This window comes from Enterococcus sp. HMSC078F03, assembly GCF_001811595.1.
GTDB classification, from domain to species: Bacteria; Bacillota; Bacilli; order Lactobacillales; family Enterococcaceae; genus Enterococcus; species Enterococcus faecalis.
The window spans coordinates 200,096-215,549 of the sequence record NZ_KV805602.1 but is presented as its reverse complement, the minus strand read 5'-3'; the positions used below and the strand labels follow the sequence as shown (position 1 = coordinate 215,549).

Genomic DNA, 15,454 nt, shown 5'->3' with positions numbered 1-15,454 from the left:
CAAACGGAACGTCTTGACCTGTTTTGTCTGTCGCGGAAACGAAGTTATCTTCTGCTTCCCATTTATCACCCACATAAATTGTTGTATCTTTGACCTCTAACTGACTGTCATCACGGACATGAACGATTGCTTTCGCTTCTTTTGTGCCATTTTTATAGACAATTTCATAATCGCCTATTTTATCAACATTTACTGTTCCCTGAACATCAATTTTTTCAAACGGAACGTCTTGACCTGTTTTGTCTGTCGCTGAAACGAAATTATCTTCTGGTTTCCACGAATCACCAACATAAATCGTTGTATCTTTGACCTCTAACTTAGATTGGTCGGGTTTGACGGTCACATGGGCTGTTTCTTCTTTACCTTCGTAACTGTAAACGATTGGATAAACGCCTGCTTTGCTAGTATCAACTTGACCTGAAACAGTGATTTTTTCAAACGGAACGTCTTGGCCTGTTTTGTCTGTTGCTGAAACGAAATTATCTTCTGGTTTCCATTTATCGCCGACATAAATCGTTGAATCTTTGACTTGTAAACGACTGTGATCAATTGTTTTAGTTAATGGAATTTTTAGTTGGTTGTCTCCTTTGACCAGCTTAATGGCTTTTCCTGTCAAATACTCTTCATCCACGGAATATTCCTGCGGTACATTCGTTACTCGCAAAGTATAATCACCTGTCATGATGGCATCAAAGAAGTATTGACCTTTTTCATCTGTTGTAAATTCGGTTGCTGTATGCGTGACATTATCAATTAGTTCAAAAGAAACCTTCGCAATTGCTTGGTTTTCATCCTCTATGTTATGCGTATAGAATGTGGCAGTTGCTAAATAAACAATACCTTCCGCATCGCCTTCTGAGAATTTCAATGTGATTGGTGCAGTGGTGACTTTTTTCTTGTTAGCAGACATCTGGTCCAATGTTTCAGAGTCGATTGTTGTTTCTGTATAGATTTGGCCAGCGTTTGCAGAGACAGTATTGTATTCAATCGTAATGTTTTCTGTCAATGTATAGTCTTTAAAAATGACTTTCGCACCGTTTGTAGTCTTCTCTAATGAATAAGCATCTTCTGGCACGCCTTTCACGGTAATAGAATTCAAATCGATTTGAGCATTGGTTGTGCCTTTTGGTGTTAATTCAATCGTTGGATTTTTCACACGATGTGTTTTATTATCAATATTTTTTGTTGTTACTGTTGTTTTTGTTACATTTTTTAATGTTGGATTCGCCGCTTGTGTTGCACTCAAAATGTCTAACGCTTCATTTTGAACAGAAACCGAAGCAGACATTTCATTATTATTCGATTGTGGTTCTTTAGCTGTCCCTGTTATATAAAGAGTTGGCACGTCGATCCAGCCATTGGCGTTTTTATACTCAATAATGTAACGTTTGTTGGTTTTTCCAAAATCAAACGTGTAACTATTGGTATTTTCGTCAAAAGTAATCGTTGGATATCCAGGGCTGTTTGGTGTCATTGGTTTATCAAAGTATTGACCGCGGTCCCAGTATTGTGGATAAATTGAATCTACCTGATCGTTTGAAACATCATAAATGTCAAAAAGAACATCGGCGCCAGCTGGAATTTTTGTACGGACGCTTAGTGAGTCAAAAGAATCATTTCGTGCATTGACAAGGAATTGATTTTTACTACTTTGAAGTGTTCGTTCAGAACCACGCTTACTATTAGTAGTTACTGTCGTATCAACTGGAGTTAAACCTTCAGCACTCATTGTTATCGGTATCGTATCGACTGGGATACTTTTATCTTTTGGCAAACTATCTGGCACATAATTAAAACCTATTGGAATTTGGATTTCATTGGTTATTGGCGTAGTGAACTTAATAACTGAGCCATCTGACGTTGGCGTTACTGTATAATCCGTTCCTAACTTGTAATAAAAATAAATTTCTTTTGTAGCTCGTAATGAAAGATAGTTAGGATGCTTTACTTTAATTTCTAAATTTTGAATCGGTGTCTCTTTGCTTCCCATAACTGAGACAGTTGTTCTTGATGAATAGGCACCATTTTGATCATAATTACCCCAAGCAGTTTCAGCATTCAAAGGATTAACAACACTAATTGGTTCAATATATTGATCAGATACTAATTGAATGGCTTTATTGGGACCAATTACAGGTGTACTTAATGATAGATTGATATCTTTCTTGTCAAAATCCATTGTTAAGTCAGAAATATTTATTCTTAAATAGCTATCTTTTGTGGCCGTTAAGGTAAGCTTGCCACCTTCAGTTTTAATATCAAAATAGTCTTCCAATTTTACATTTTCATATAAAGGACCATACGCCGTAAATTTAGGATTCTTAATTTCTTGACCGTTGGTACTCTCTAATACGATTTGTTGACCCACTTTTGTTTCTGTTAACGTGCCATAAATTGTTACATAATATTTCCCTTTGCTTTGAAAACTGATATAGGACATACTACGCATTTCACGATCAGCAATTACTTTACTTGTTTGACTCGTCTTAGCAGTAAAATCGGTTGTTTGTTTAGTTCCTGTCGTACTTTTCAAAGAAATTGACCCAATTTTTGTTGTTGGATACTGCTGCGAATATAAGTAGTTATAGTCCGAAGCACTCTCTAAATAAATTGTTCGATTAATCGATAAAGAATAGGCTTTTTGTTGATTCATGTTTGGAACAGTTACAGCAATCCGCCCGAGTGAATTATCGCTTAATGTATAATCTTTGCCAGGTGTTAACAGGGTTTGCGTTTCTGGTAAAATTTGACCATTAATGTCGACATCGTAACTGAAAACTTGAGGTTCCAAGTTATCTTGTTTTCCAAAGACAGCGCCTGGCGTCTCTGTTGTTAATAATTCTAATGTTTGATTGCCAGTTAACGTCCGGTCTAAATTATAAAAAATTTCGCCATCTAACCCCGTCGTTCTGGTTCGTTCGTTATATTGAATTGGTTCCACTTGTTCATATAAATCAAACGAGTAGGTTTTTTTATTTTTTCCTGGAGTTTCAATTTTGATTAATGGTTCCGAATCTGTTGTTAGATAACTTTTTAGTTCTACTTTAAAGGAGGTATCCGAAACTCGCTGATTAAACGTAATACTTAATGTTTTGGTCGCCGCATCGACTGCCCAAGTTGCGCCAATGCCCGTCACATCTCCGCTAACAGTTGAATAACCTAAATGTTCTGGTAATTGAACTGTATAAACTGATCCAGGTGCATAACCTGTGTTTCCAACAGCAAATTGGAACGTAGCGGTTACCGGTGTTGTATTTAATTCGCGGTGAACCTCTGTTTGGCTGTATTCTGTTCCACCAATCGGCGCAAGACTCATACTGTCAAGTAGTTCATCTGTAATTGGCGCTTGAACATCTGGTAGGGCTTTTTCATTAAGTGAGGTGTCCTTGTCCTCCGTTGTTTGTTGTTCAGATGGTGTAGCAGCATCACTGGAAGCTGTTGTGCTCGCCTCTGTGGTTTGCGATTCAGTTGTTGCAGTTGGTTGATTCATTTCTGAAGTAGTCGTTGTTGCTAAAGGTAAAGATGGTGTTGAGTTCGATAACTCTGCCTCTTTTTTTGCTGTATCAGTGGTCTCTGTTTGTGCTTCTGTCGTTGTTACAGCATAGGCATTTACGGCAAACCCGAAATTTTGTGCGAGAAGTATACTCAACATCACAAAAGAAAAAGTTTTTTTCTTCATACTAATCCCCTTTCAATAAAATTCATATAACCTAATAATAGCTTGTTAAAAATGAAACAATTGATTAATTTTTTTTGAATCTTCGAAAAAAAAAAACAGCTTTTCATAAAAAAATACTTGGAAAATCAGCCACAATCACTGTTTTTCCAAGTATTTTTTTATGAATATTTGTAAATTATCGTTTCTTTTGGCGAAAAACGACCACGAAATAAACTGCAATAAACAATAACACTAAGAGCGAGTTACTATTTTTAATGAAAGTTAAAAATTGACTTGTTTGCATTGAAATGCCTTTGCCGCCAGTCAATTCTAATAAAAATTGTGTCGTACCACCTTTGCCTACTACAGTGACTAACATAAGCGCCATCAAAATAAATTGATGGAATAAACTCCCTTTTGTTTGTGTTGTATATTTGATAAGGATGCGGCTATCTTTAGGCAAATCTGTCTCTTGATAATATCGCCTAGCTAAAAAGCTGTTCAATGTGCTTTTGAAAAAACTCAAGAGAAACAGGCCTAAAATAGTCCACGAAGTAAGAAGTAATATTCCCAAACTTCCCGCCAGACCAATCATTGGTATGTTGTTTGACCATTGTTTCGTTTTACTAGCTGCAATCATTGCAAAAATCATCCCTAAAACATAAGGTAAATAGAGATAGATGCCCATATGAGCTCTGCCGTAAACCCCTGCAACATAAATGGAACCAAATAAAAATAAATAGTTCCCCACAATCCCGTTAATCAAGGTCGCAAGATTCATTTCTAATGATACTTTATATGCGCCGCGTTTGCCATAATGACTAACGAAAAGGACAGCCACCACAAAGAAACAGCAGGCGCCAACAATCGCATAATCAAATTCCACCGCATTCGTTAATAAGCGACCACTTCTTAATAAAAGTAATAACACAAAAAAGATAACAAACAGAATTAATTCTTTTCGTGAAACTTCTGCTGATTCTTCTTCTAGCTCGTTTAATGAAACAGGATAGCTCTTGATTGCTACTAAAGCAACCAGAAAATAGAGCGCGTACACCAATAACGCCAGTCCAATCTCAGTCGCTTTAAAAAATAAAGCGCCAAATAAAACAGCGGTCAATAAGACTGTCGTTAAAAGATTGCTGTGACTAATTTTTTGACCTTCTTCTTTCAAGAAAAAGCGAATTGATTGATTACTTGGTGGCAACAACGCCCCACTAAGTCCTAACAACATTCCTGAAATACTATAAAGCGGGAAAGAAAAAGCGCCGGCGATCCCAATTAAGGAGCCTGCCAAGCCTAACAATAGAGAAATCTTTAGTAGACCTAGACTAGTTAAAGACAAATTAATTCCTCGAACCAGAAAAATGCCTGTCATACGCAATGTATAAAATAAGACAAATGGTAAAATTGTTAGAAGGTTGTGTCCATCACTCAATTGAATGTAAAGTAAATAAGGCACAACAATAATCGTATTACTTAGTAAACTTAATGCTGTATTACCAAGACTTTCAATTTTTTTATTCATTTTGACCTCTTCTTTTATCTTTCATTTTCTATTATTTTTAGGGTAGCATTGTTTACTTTTTTTGTCCATAAAATAACAGATGTAGCAATTTCCTAATGTCTATTTTCCACTGTTACGTATAATAGTTAATGACGACTGCTTGGACTTTCTCTGTTCCGTTATTTATATACGTGTGTACTTGATTAGCATCAAAATACATAGCAGCGTCTTTTGGAAGAAGATATCTCTGACCGCCCACTTCAATAGCTAATGTTCCTTGAATAACCATGACATATTCTGTCGAACGTTTTGAATGCCCAACAGCTTGATACTTTTTCCCTGGATCTAATTCAAACTGAAAGAGTTCAAAATTTCTTTCCTGGTTGTCTGAGTAGTAATTAAAGACTCGATAGGAGTGATCTTCAGAATGTTGTGTTACCGTCTCAGTTTTTTTTACCACGGGATTTTCTTTAACATAGTCATCTTCTAATAAATACGTATACGGAACATTGAGTCCATTACTTATTTTCCAAATTGTATTTATGGTAGGATTAGTGGTTCCTTTTTCAATCTGCGAAAGCATCCCTTTACTCACTCCGGTTATCCCAGCTAGTTCATCTAACGTAAGTTTTTTTTCTTGTCTAATTTTTTTTAAATTATTGCCAATAATTGTATTAATCTCCAAAATAGTTGCTCCTTCTGTTTCTTTTTATTATCTAAAAGTTTAATATATTGAACAAAAGTATTCTTTATTGTATTATACAATATATATCTTAGTTGTTCAAAAGGAGTGGTTAATAATGAAAACGCTCATTCGCTCGTTGTGTCTCATTATCGAAGGTCTAGATTTTCAGACACACGTGTTTAAATTTTATACAGAAAGAAGGAAAAAAAGAGAATGAACCACCAATTAGATGCACGCACTGGCATTCGTGAAGCCTTGCCAACGGTTTTTGGCTATATTGGTATTGGCATTGCTTTTGGTATCGTAGGACAAGCAGCAGGTTTTTCCCCTCTTATTGTTAGTGCGATGTCGTTTTTTATTTTTGCAGGATCTGCTCAGTTTGTAACAGTTAGTATGTTGACTGGTGGCAGCCCTATCTTATCTATTGTGTTAGCGACTTTCTTAGTAAATGCGCGTATGATTCTTATGGGAATGACCATTGCGCCTTACTTTAAAGCCGAATCTCTCGGTAAAAATCTCTGGTTGGGAACCTTACTGACGGATGAAAGTTTTGCACTAGGAATGAATAAATTAAACCACACCAAAGGACGTTTAAGTTTTGAGTGGTTTAATGCTGCCAATTTGATTTCCTATGCGACTTGGTTTTTTTCGACGATCATCGGTGCCTATCTAGGGCGCTTTATTGCAAATCCTCAAGCATTAGGTCTTGAGTTTGCGGTCGTGGCTATGTTCATTGGTTTACTCTATCTGCAGATAATTAGTGATCGTTCCATGAAAATTGCTTTACAACTCATCATGGTCCTGATTACTTTTGGGTTGATGTCTATTGGTCTAATTTTTATTCCCAGTAATTTAATTGTCTTAGTTGTCACGTTAATCGGTTGTGGAATAGGAGTGATGATAAAACATGCCTTCTTCTGAGTATCTCTTTTTAACAATTTTAGGCTGTACCGTTGCAACCTGGCTTTCAAGAATACTGCCATTTTTACTTTTAAAAAAAATCAGTCTGCCGCAGAAATTATTAGAATATCTAAGTTTTGTTCCCATTGTGATTATGTCCGCCTTATGGTTTAGTAGCTTATTTGAACAAAGAATAGGGCATTTACCAAGCCTCAATCTTCCTTATTTATTCGCTTCATTTCCTACCATTTTAGCCGCAATACTCTCTAAAAACTTATTGATTATTGTACTGGTAGGCATTGCTTCATTTGCACTAATCCAAAATTTCATCTAAAAAAACAGACAGGCACTACCAGATGGTAGTGCCTGTCTGTTTTTTAGATGCCAGCTGCAGGGATCGAACCTGTGACCTACGCGTTACGAGTGCGTTGCTCTACCAACTGAGCTAAGCTGGCCTGAAACAAATCTATTATAGGACTTTCTACTTTATTTGTAAAGTCTGTTTGTTATTTATTTATACAAAATCTCTTTAAAATAAGCCAAATAGCGACTTTACAAACTTTTTTCTGAAAATGTGGTATAATAGAGATATCAAGAAAGGATGGTTTTTTGTATGTCAAATTTTAATGGTATGGTTACTCCTGTTGTTCCATCGGATGCTGGTAAGGATTTCGCCGTTGACACCCATGTTACTTTTCTTGTTCACGGACAGCCACAAACAGGCGTTGTTACGAAACAATTAAAAAATGCCGCTGTCGTCGAAATTGACGAAACGCAAAAAAACAATCACTTAATGGTGCATAGCAATGGTGTGATTGTTATTAATTACAAACAATTGAAAAAGATTTAATTCTTCAAGCGTGGGAAATTTCCCCCGCTCTTTTTTATGTACAGAATTGGAATACTTTCCAATTCGTCGGAAACTATAATGCTGTAATAAAAGCAAAAAAACCAAAAATAATTCCGGGAACATTAGCAAAAATAATGGACTTATCTCGTGTTTCTCCATCGTCTCCATATAACCCATGAATCGTCCAAAAAATACAATTAATCATTGCCACTAATGGTTGCGTCGGATTGCCTTTTTCCCCATGTAAATTTCCATAAATTTGTGGAATATATGAAACATACATCAAAACTGACATCACACTAGCAATCACAGCGATAGCGTGTAAGACTTTTTTATTCTTTTTCATAGCTCCTCCTTTGTTTTTTTATTTTTTATTATACACCTAGAAAAGTTCTTTAAGCAAAAGAAAACCGTTAGTAACCATAATCGGTTATCTAACGGTTTTTTGTTATTATTTTGTTCCGAATAAACGGTCACCAGCATCCCCTAAACCAGGAACGATATAGCCGTCTTCGTTTAAGCGCTCATCTAAAGCTGCTGTATAAATATCTACATCTGGGTGCGCTTCTTGTAAAGCTTTCACACCTTCTGGAACGGCCACTAGACATACAAATTTAATGTTGCTAGCACCACGTTCTTTTAATGAATCGATGGCCATAATTGCGGAACCACCTGTTGCTAGCATTGGGTCAACAACAAATAATTGACGACTTGCAATGTCTTCAGGTAATTTCACGAAGTATTCATGTGGTTGCAACGTTTCTTCATCACGGTAAAGTCCAACGTGTCCAACTTTCGCTGCTGGAATTAATTCTAAAATCCCATCAACCATGCCAATGCCGGCACGTAAAATAGGAATGATTGCTACTTTTTTCCCTGAAAGTGTTTTTTGTGTTGATTTACCCATCGGTGTTTCGATGACAACATCCTCTAAAGGCATATCCCGTGATACTTCATAAGCCATTAACATAGCAATTTCGTTGACAACTTCGCGGAAAACCTTTGTCCCACAGTTCTTTTCGCGAATCATTGTTAGTTTGTGTTGAATTAGCGGATGATCAATTACTTGAAATTTTCCCATATCTATTCTCCTTCATTATTTTATTCTTTCTTATTGTAAAACAAAAGAGCCTAGGACACAAGTTGAATTCCTTAAATCCTAAGCTCCGACTCTTATTTGTACAGAGAATCGCGCTTCAGCTATCCCTGATGTTAGTTATATAATGGATATTTTTTAGTTAGCGCTGCTACAGCTGCTTTGACTTCATCATGAACTGCTGTATTTTCTGGATCTTTTAAGACTTGAACGATTAATTTAGCAACTTCTACCGCATCTTCTTCTTTAAAACCACGTGAAGTAATCGCAGGCGTTCCAATACGGATACCACTTGTTTTAAATGGACTTAATTGTTCAAACGGAATTGAATTTTTATTGACAGTAATATTTACACTATCTAAAATAGCTTCTGCTTCTTTTCCATTTAAACCAAAACCTGTCACTTCAATCAGTAATAAGTGGTTGTCTGTTGCCCCACTAATTAAACGAGCTTCTGGCGCTTGATTGAAAACTTTCGTCATCGCTTGCGCATTTGCAATCACTTGCTGACTATATTCAGCAAAACTTGGATCCAATGCTTCTTTAAAAGCTGCGGCTTTTCCGGCAATCACATGTTCCAACGGGCCACCTTGAATGCCTGGGAAAATACTACTATTTACTTTTTTCGCCAATTCTTCGCTATTTGTCAAAATTAAACCGCCACGAGGACCACGCAATGTTTTATGGGTCGTACTTGTTACGATATCAGCATACGGAACTGGATTTGGGTGCAACCCTGAAGCTACCAAGCCTGCAATATGCGCCATATCAACCATTAACTTGGCATCTACTTCATCAGCGATTTCACGGAAACGTTTGAAGTCAATCGTTCGTGAATACGCACTTGCGCCTGCAACGATTAGTTTTGGACGATGTTCTCTTGCTAAAATTCGCACGACATCGTAATCGATTACTTCTGTTGAAGGATCCACTCCATAACTGACAAAATTATAGGTTTTGCCACTAAAGTTAACGGGCGAACCATGTGTTAAGTGACCACCAGCTGATAAATCCATCCCCAAAATGGTATCACCTGGTTCAACCAATGAAAGGTATGCCGCTGTATTGGCTTGAGAACCTGAATGGGCTTGTACATTCGCGAATTTTGCACCAAATAATTCTTTGGCACGATCGATAGCTAAATTTTCTACGATATCGATAAATTCACAACCACCATAGTACCGTTTGCCAGGGTAACCTTCTGCGTATTTATTCGTTAAAATACTTCCTTGGGCAGCCATAACTGCTTTTGACACAACATTCTCAGATGCGATTAGTTCCAAGTTATTTTCTTGGCGCTCTTCTTCTCTTGCAATTGCATTCCATAAATCTGGGTCATACGTTTTGTAATCCATTCAAACAACACTCCATTTTGTTTTCTTTTGTCTGATTGTATCATACTTCTGTGTCAGCTTCGTTACAAATACCTCTTATTTTTCAAAAAATTTTTGATTAGCTGATTTTTTCAAGCGATTCATGTAAGCAGTGCCTAAACCAGTTTCTGCAAATCCTTGCGCAAAAATCGTGGTAGCTCCTTGCTCATCTAACGCTCTTAACCCTGCAAATAGTTCTTTTGTGGCATTTTCAACCGTTTCTGCACCATAAGAATAAACAAATACATTTTCTGTATCTAGTTGTGCTGCCTGTTTATCACTTAAAAATAAGCCGATTTTTTCCTGTTGTTCTTTTGCTTGCTGAATCGCCGCTTGCCATTCTGCTGTTTGACCGCTTATAATCCAAACTTCCGCATCAGGAGAATAGTGTTTGTATTTCATCCCTGGCGCTTTGGGTGCTGCAGTTTCACTAATCAAATGTGTATCGATTTTCACTTGAGGAATAATGCTTTCCAACTGCTCTTTGGTAATTGCTCCTGGTCGTAAAATAACTGGCACACCATCTTCCGCCGTTAAATCTAAGACCGTTGACTCCACCCCAATCTGCGTTGGGCCATCATCTAATATGGCAGCAATTTTCCCCTGCAAATCATGATAAACATGCTCTGCAGATGTTGGACTAGGCTTACCAGAAGTGTTCGCACTTGGTCCGACCAATGGAACATTGGCTTGTTCAATCAAAGCTAAGGTCGCTTGGTTATCTGGCATACGAAAAGCGACTGTCTCTAAACCACCTGTTACTGTTTTAGAAAATGTATCGCTAGGCACATTAAAAATTAAAGTTAATGGTCCCGGCCAAAAGGCAGACACCAATTTTGTAGCGACTTCTGGTAAGGTCGCCACGTATTTTTTGACCATCTCAACGTTGTTCACATGAACAATCAATGGATTATCACTGGGGCGGCCTTTTACTTGGTAAACTTTTTTTACTGCCGCTTCATTTAAGGCATCGGCACCTAAGCCATAAACAGTTTCTGTTGGAAAAGCCACTAGCTCGCCTGCTTGAATGGCTGCTGCTGCTTGGGCTATTTCTTGTTTGGTTAATTTTTTTGTTTCCATTGCAAATCGCTCCTTCTAGAAAAGTGGCGACGAAGAACCTTAGTTACTCGGCTATCGCGAGGCGATCGTTGCCAGATAAATCTTTTTCAATTTTAATTGTTTTTTGTGGATAGGCGGCGCTCAATAATTCTTGGAGGGCCGCGCCTTGTTGAAACCCTATTTCAAAATAAATTTTACCGTCTGCTTTAAGCATCGTTTGACTTTCATGAATTAATTGTTGGTATAAAGCCAAACCGTTATTTTCAGCGAATAAAGCGGTTTTAGGTTCATACGTTCGGACACTTGCATCCATTAAATGCCATTCTTGTTCACTAATATAGGGCGGATTAGAAATAAGCAGATCAATTTTTTCAGAAGCAACTGGCTGTAAGCCATTCCCATGATAAAATTCGATGTCAGCACCTAATACTTTCGCGTTTTGTTTAGCGACAGTCAACGCTTCCTCTGAAAGATCAATGGCAATAACTCGCCAGTTGGGCCGTGCCAGTTTCAAGCTAATCGCAATGACACCTGTCCCTGTTCCGACATCCACGACCGTCAAAGGAGTATCTGGGTTGGCTTTTAAGCAACGCTCGACTAATTCTTCTGTTTCTGGCCTAGGAATCAAAGTATGTTCATTAACAATAAAGGAATGTCCATAAAATTCAGCTTGTCCTAGTAAATATTGTGCTGGGTAATCTGTCAATAATTGGGCTAAATCCGTTTTTAATTGTTCCTCTTCTTCTTTAGGCATTTCTTCTTGCATATGCAGGAGCCACTGCGTTTTATCCCAACCTTTACGTTCTAAAAAAACATAGTGAATAGCATAGCCTTCTTTGCCTTGCGCCTCTAAAAAAGAAGAAGCCCAGTTAAGGACTTCAAAGTAACGTTTAGCCATTTTGCATCTCTTCTAATTTCGATGTTTGATCATATAAGACTAATGCATCAATGATTTCATCTAATTTACCAGCAAGAATCTGGTCTAGTTTTTGGATGGTTAAACCAATACGATGATCCGTTACTCGATTTTGTGGGAAGTTATACGTTCTGATTCGTTCTGAACGATCTCCGGTCCCCACCGCCGATTTACGGTTAGCATCATATTCACTTTGTGCTTCTTGTTGAATTTGGTCATACACACGAGCACGCAAAACTTTCATTGCTTTTTCACGGTTTTTTAGCTGTGAACGTTCATCTTGCATTGCGACCACGATTCCTGTTGGTAAATGGGTTAAACGAACAGCCGAAGCGGTTTTATTGACGTGCTGTCCACCAGCGCCACTTGCATGATAAATATCGACACGGATATCTTTATCAGCTAATTCGATTTCGACTTCTTCGGCTTCTGGCATAACTACAACGGTTGCTGTCGATGTATGAATCCGTCCTTGTGATTCTGTTGAAGGAACTCGTTGCACGCGGTGAGCGCCACTTTCATATTTTAATTTTGAAAAGACGTTATCTCCTGAAATCATCATAATTACTTCTTTATATCCACCGATTCCAGTGACGTTCGCTTCTAAAACTTCCACTTTCCACCCTTGTGCTTCTGCATATTTCTGGTACATATTAAATAAGTCGCCAGCAAAAAGTGCGGCTTCATCGCCACCGGCTGCACCACGGATTTCCATGATGATATTTTTATCATCATTTGGGTCTTTTGGTAATAATAAAATTTTAATGCGGTCTTCTAACACTTCTTTTTCTTTTTTCAAATCAGAAAGTTCTTCTTTCGCCATTTCGGCCATTTCCGCATCTAAGTTTTCACTTAAAAGTTCTTCGGCATCGCTAATCCCTTCAACAACTTGTTTATATCGGCGATAAACCTCAACCGTCTCACGTGTATTAGCTTCTTCCTTCGATAATTCCATGAAACGTTTTGTATCACTAATGACTGCTGGGTCACTTAATAATTCGCCCAATTCCTCATAGCGATCTTCAATAGATTGTAATTGATCGTACATAGTGTCTCTCCTTACTGTTCTTCATTCACTGTTTTTGGATGAAAATAATGTTTGCGACAAACAGGATAGTAGGCTTCATTCCCACCAATTTGGACTTGATCCCCTTCATAAACGGGTTTGCCATCAATATAGTGCAAGTTCATAGTTGCTTTTTTATGACAGAACCAGCAAATCGTTTTTAATTCTTCTAATTTGTCTGCATATAAAAGTAAATACTTTGAGCCTTCAAATAATTCATTTCTAAAATCATTCTTTAGCCCAAATGCCATTACTGGAATATCTAATTCGTCAACAATTCGTGCAAATTCAATGACATGATGCTTGTTTAAAAATTGACATTCATCGACTAATACGCAAAAAGGTTTGTAAGACAAATCATTAATCAAGTCAAAGACATTGGTTTCTTCAAAAATTGGAATAGCATCTCTGCGTAATCCGATGCGACTGGATACTTTCCCGACACCATCACGTGTATCTAGTCCACTGGTCATCAAAACAACTGGTTTGTCTTGTTCTTCGTAATTGTGTGCTACTTTTAAGATTTCAATGGTTTTACCACTGTTCATTGCGCCATACTTGAAAAATAATTGAGCCATGTTCACTACACCTTTCCGTTAGTTCCTTACGTATTTTACTATATTTTCAGCAAAAAAGCAGTATTTTTAGCTAAAATGGTCGTGCATTTTTCTGAAAAAAACAGAATCTACGCCAAAGTCATTTTAGCAGGGCTTTTTATGCTCCAACTAATGATCCTGCTAGTATGCAATAAAAAAGCCCGAAATTGTAGTTATTTGACTACAATTTCAGACTTTTTAATGCTAGTTATTTTTGAGCAGAGGCAAATTCTGCTGATTGCGTACCTGCTTGACGACCATAAATGATAATATCGGCGATGGCATTGCCTCCGATACGGTTTTGACCATGTAAGCCACCTGTTAATTCACCAGCAGCATATAGACCTTTAATTGGTGTGCCATCTTCACGTAAAACTTCTGTTTTCGTGTTGATTTTCACGCCACCCATTGTGTGGTGAATCCCTGGTGCAATTTTAATTGCGTAGTAAGGCGCTGTGCTTAAGTCAGCTTCCATGCCAGTTGTCCGGCCAAATTGTTTGTCATCTTTGGCATTAACATCTTGGTTCCAAGTATCAATCGTTGCTTTCAATGTATCGGCAGGCATGCCAATTTTTTCAGCTAATTCTTCAATCGTTTCACCTTTTTCCACGAAACCTTTTTGATCATAGAAATCAATGGCTTTTGCACGGTCGCGAACGCCTTGGTCAAAGACTAAATAAGCTGATTTTTCTGGTAAGGCATTGATTGCTGCAGAAACTTTGTCACGTGTATCTAACTCATTAACAAAACGTTCTCCTTTTTGAGAAGCCAAGATTGCGCCTTCTCCACGAACTGCTTCACCAATTAAGAAAGCATCGCTTTGTTGAACAGTTGGGTGAATTTGAATTTCTTTCATATCCACTAACGCACCGCCAACTTTTTGAATCATTTGGATACCGTCACCTGTTGTGCCTTCTTGGTTCGTTGTAACATAGTTTTTCAATTCTGGTTTGTATTGTGTAATTAATTTTTCGTTGGCACCGAAACCACCTGTTGTGACAACGACTGCTTTTGCTTTAACTGTTTTTTCTTTATCATCTTTCATTTTCACTTTTACGCCATCGATTTGACCGTTTTCTTCAACTAAGTCTGTCACGTCAGCATCAACAAACAATGGAATTTTTTCTTCGCGAACGTTACGTACTAAACCGTCAACTAGATAGCCCCCAATTGCTGATCCGTCAGCAGGTCGGTGTGTGCGTTTTTCGCTCATTCCACCTGTAATCGTTAAATTGCTCAATGTAATTCCTTTTGTATCTAACCAATCAATTGCTTCAGCTGAATGATCAACAAAATAACGTAGTAATTCTTGATCGTTGGTTCCTTTACCACCTTTTAGTGTTTCTTCAAAGAATTTATCGTTGCTATCTTTAATGCCTTCTTTTTCTTGGAATTTTGTTTGTGAAGCATTCATTCCTGAAGACGATTTAATTGTATTCCCACCTGCAACAGGCATTTTTTCTAAAATAACTGGATTCATGCCAGCTTCTTTGGCTTGTAATGCAGCGGTCATCCCCGCACCACCTGAACCAACAATAACAACATCATAACTGTCTTTTAGTTCACTTGGATCTGTATAACCATTAGCAGAGGCACCAGATGTTGCTTCTGTTTTTTCAGAAGATGCTTTTGTTTTACCAGCGGCTTTTTCTTGATCGCTTGTACAACCTGTTGCTGCACCTAATAATAACCCTAGGGAAAGAACTCCCATTAACACTTTTTTCATTGTTTTCCCACCTTATAAACTA

14 protein-coding genes and 1 tRNA gene are annotated in these 15,454 nt (G+C 37.6%); 3 read left to right on the top strand and 12 right to left on the bottom strand.

All coding sequences use genetic code 11. The features are described from left to right. From fss2 to HMPREF2810_RS13685, 3 genes are all read right to left on the bottom strand, one after another. A partial coding sequence (fss2, locus tag HMPREF2810_RS13695; protein WP_070635621.1) for a fibrinogen-binding MSCRAMM adhesin Fss2 occupies positions 1 to 3,679 on the bottom strand: 3,679 nt, incomplete at its 3' end. Positions 3,680 to 3,854: 175 nt separating this feature from the next. After that, the gene (locus tag HMPREF2810_RS13690) at positions 3,855 to 5,186 is read right to left on the bottom strand and encodes a hypothetical protein (protein WP_002384185.1); all 1,332 of its coding nucleotides are present in this window, start codon (positions 5,184 to 5,186) and stop codon (positions 3,855 to 3,857) included. Positions 5,187 to 5,298: 112 nt separating this feature from the next. Beyond that, complete coding sequence (locus HMPREF2810_RS13685; RefSeq protein ID WP_002384184.1) at positions 5,299 to 5,850, bottom strand: helix-turn-helix domain-containing protein; 552 nt, start codon at positions 5,848 to 5,850, stop codon at positions 5,299 to 5,301. Between the two features lie 213 nt (positions 5,851 to 6,063). Here HMPREF2810_RS13685 and HMPREF2810_RS13680 point away from each other — a divergent pair, with 213 nt between their 5' ends. Then, complete coding sequence (locus HMPREF2810_RS13680; RefSeq protein ID WP_002379698.1) at positions 6,064 to 6,771, top strand: AzlC family ABC transporter permease; 708 nt, start codon at positions 6,064 to 6,066, stop codon at positions 6,769 to 6,771. Continuing rightward, a complete protein-coding gene (locus HMPREF2810_RS13675; RefSeq protein WP_002398013.1) occupies positions 6,758 to 7,084 on the top strand; it encodes an AzlD domain-containing protein in 327 nt (108 codons plus the stop codon). The genes HMPREF2810_RS13680 and HMPREF2810_RS13675 overlap by 14 nt, the downstream gene beginning before the upstream one ends. 48 nt (positions 7,085 to 7,132) lie before the next feature. On the opposite strand, the gene HMPREF2810_RS13670 is transcribed toward HMPREF2810_RS13675, so the two are convergent. Next, positions 7,133 to 7,205, bottom strand: a tRNA-Thr gene (locus HMPREF2810_RS13670). Positions 7,206 to 7,363: 158 nt separating this feature from the next. On the opposite strand from HMPREF2810_RS13670, the gene HMPREF2810_RS13665 reads away from it, so the two are divergent. Further along, the gene (locus HMPREF2810_RS13665) at positions 7,364 to 7,600 is read left to right on the top strand and encodes a hypothetical protein (protein WP_002381528.1); all 237 of its coding nucleotides are present in this window, start codon (positions 7,364 to 7,366) and stop codon (positions 7,598 to 7,600) included. 73 nt (positions 7,601 to 7,673) lie between these two features. On the opposite strand, the gene HMPREF2810_RS13660 is transcribed toward HMPREF2810_RS13665, so the two are convergent. The 8 genes from HMPREF2810_RS13660 to HMPREF2810_RS13625 form a co-directional block, all read right to left on the bottom strand. After that, positions 7,674 to 7,946: a membrane protein gene (locus HMPREF2810_RS13660; RefSeq protein WP_002356625.1), complete on the bottom strand. Its 273-nt coding sequence runs from the start codon at positions 7,944 to 7,946 to the stop codon at positions 7,674 to 7,676. Positions 7,947 to 8,051: 105 nt separating this feature from the next. After that, the gene (upp, locus tag HMPREF2810_RS13655) at positions 8,052 to 8,681 is read right to left on the bottom strand and encodes a uracil phosphoribosyltransferase (protein ID WP_002356624.1); all 630 of its coding nucleotides are present in this window, start codon (positions 8,679 to 8,681) and stop codon (positions 8,052 to 8,054) included. Positions 8,682 to 8,812: 131 nt separating this feature from the next. Then, on the bottom strand, positions 8,813 to 10,051 hold the full coding sequence (gene glyA / locus HMPREF2810_RS13650; protein WP_002356623.1) for a serine hydroxymethyltransferase: 1,239 nt from the start codon (positions 10,049 to 10,051) through the stop codon (positions 8,813 to 8,815). Positions 10,052 to 10,126: 75 nt separating this feature from the next. Beyond that, on the bottom strand, positions 10,127 to 11,149 hold the full coding sequence (locus HMPREF2810_RS13645; RefSeq protein ID WP_002384182.1) for an L-threonylcarbamoyladenylate synthase: 1,023 nt from the start codon (positions 11,147 to 11,149) through the stop codon (positions 10,127 to 10,129). Positions 11,150 to 11,192: 43 nt separating this feature from the next. Next, positions 11,193 to 12,026: a peptide chain release factor N(5)-glutamine methyltransferase gene (gene prmC, locus HMPREF2810_RS13640; protein ID WP_002384181.1), complete on the bottom strand. Its 834-nt coding sequence runs from the start codon at positions 12,024 to 12,026 to the stop codon at positions 11,193 to 11,195. Continuing rightward, complete coding sequence (gene prfA, locus HMPREF2810_RS13635) at positions 12,019 to 13,092, bottom strand: peptide chain release factor 1 (protein ID WP_002384180.1); 1,074 nt, start codon at positions 13,090 to 13,092, stop codon at positions 12,019 to 12,021. Before prfA ends, prmC begins: the two co-directional genes overlap by 8 nt. 11 nt (positions 13,093 to 13,103) lie before the next feature. Beyond that, positions 13,104 to 13,688 carry a thymidine kinase gene (locus tag HMPREF2810_RS13630; RefSeq protein WP_002356618.1) on the bottom strand — a complete coding sequence of 195 codons (585 nt, stop codon included), beginning with the start codon at positions 13,686 to 13,688 and terminating at the stop codon, positions 13,104 to 13,106. A gap of 226 nt (positions 13,689 to 13,914) precedes the next feature. Next, the gene (locus HMPREF2810_RS13625) at positions 13,915 to 15,432 is read right to left on the bottom strand and encodes a flavocytochrome c (RefSeq protein ID WP_002356617.1); all 1,518 of its coding nucleotides are present in this window, start codon (positions 15,430 to 15,432) and stop codon (positions 13,915 to 13,917) included. Positions 15,433 to 15,454: the final 22 nt, after the last annotated feature.

Excerpts from the sequence above, each read along its gene's own strand:
- HMPREF2810_RS13675 (WP_002398013.1), top strand. The coding sequence starts at position 6,758 with ATGCCTTCTTCTGAGTATCTCTTTTTAACAATTTTAGGCTGTACCGTT.
- prfA (WP_002384180.1), bottom strand. The coding sequence starts at position 13,092 with ATGTACGATCAATTACAATCTATTGAAGATCGCTATGAGGAATTGGGC.
- glyA (WP_002356623.1), bottom strand. The coding sequence starts at position 10,051 with ATGGATTACAAAACGTATGACCCAGATTTATGGAATGCAATTGCAAGA.
- HMPREF2810_RS13660 (WP_002356625.1), bottom strand. The coding sequence starts at position 7,946 with ATGAAAAAGAATAAAAAAGTCTTACACGCTATCGCTGTGATTGCTAGT.
- HMPREF2810_RS13625 (WP_002356617.1), bottom strand. The coding sequence starts at position 15,432 with ATGAAAAAAGTGTTAATGGGAGTTCTTTCCCTAGGGTTATTATTAGGT.
- HMPREF2810_RS13630 (WP_002356618.1), bottom strand. The coding sequence starts at position 13,688 with ATGGCTCAATTATTTTTCAAGTATGGCGCAATGAACAGTGGTAAAACC.
- HMPREF2810_RS13645 (WP_002384182.1), bottom strand. The coding sequence starts at position 11,149 with ATGGAAACAAAAAAATTAACCAAACAAGAAATAGCCCAAGCAGCAGCA.
- HMPREF2810_RS13680 (WP_002379698.1), top strand. The coding sequence starts at position 6,064 with ATGAACCACCAATTAGATGCACGCACTGGCATTCGTGAAGCCTTGCCA.
- prmC (WP_002384181.1), bottom strand. The coding sequence starts at position 12,026 with ATGGCTAAACGTTACTTTGAAGTCCTTAACTGGGCTTCTTCTTTTTTA.
- HMPREF2810_RS13690 (WP_002384185.1), bottom strand. The coding sequence starts at position 5,186 with ATGAATAAAAAAATTGAAAGTCTTGGTAATACAGCATTAAGTTTACTA.
- upp (WP_002356624.1), bottom strand. The coding sequence starts at position 8,681 with ATGGGAAAATTTCAAGTAATTGATCATCCGCTAATTCAACACAAACTA.
- HMPREF2810_RS13665 (WP_002381528.1), top strand. The coding sequence starts at position 7,364 with ATGTCAAATTTTAATGGTATGGTTACTCCTGTTGTTCCATCGGATGCT.